The organism is Solidesulfovibrio aerotolerans (assembly GCF_009856865.1).
Lineage (GTDB): Bacteria > Desulfobacterota > Desulfovibrionia > Desulfovibrionales > Desulfovibrionaceae > Solidesulfovibrio > Solidesulfovibrio aerotolerans.
Genome location: NZ_WVUD01000130.1, coordinates 1 through 584 on the forward strand (window position 1 = coordinate 1; position 584 = coordinate 584).

General features: G+C 53.6%; 1 protein-coding gene. It reads left to right on the forward strand.

Annotated features, from left to right (window positions below; all coding sequences use genetic code 11):
- A partial coding sequence (locus GTA51_RS20405) for a glycosyltransferase family protein (RefSeq protein WP_160964311.1) occupies positions 1-572 on the forward strand: 572 nt, incomplete at its 5' end.
- Positions 573-584: the final 12 nt, after the last annotated feature.

The following is a 584-nucleotide window of genomic DNA, read 5'->3' on the forward strand; positions in this document are numbered from 1 at the left end:
TGGCACAGCGCTATTCACCCACCGGGATTGAGAAGGGCTATGACGTGTTCGCGGCCATCGTCCGGGCACTGGGGAACCGTCAAGATATCGCATTTCATGTGGTTGGCGGTTTCGATCGCGAGACGATTGATCTGAGTGATGCCCAAAACATCACCTTCCACGGAACCAAACCGGCGAATTTCTTTCCTGGTTTCTACACGCAAATGGATATCGTAATCTCGCCGAATATCTCTTCGTGCCGCCTGCAGGGCGGTAAGGGGAGCTTTGATGGATTTCCGACGACGTCTTGTGTCGAGGCGGGAGTACATGGTGTCGCGATGTTCCTGGCGGACCTGGATGGGATGAACCAGGACATTGAGGGGCGATGCCTGTTCGAACCTGGGAAGGAAATCGAAATCATAGGCCGCGATGCAGATCTCATCATTGCGCTTATTGAGTATTACCGCGTCAATCCTGATAAATTGCGTAGTCTGGCCATGCGGGGCCGCGAGGCGTTGCTGCGCCTATACAGCTTTGAGCAACAGATGGTGCCGCGCATTGAACTGTTGAAAGACGAGTTGAAGCGTTCGTGAAAGAGTCCCTAA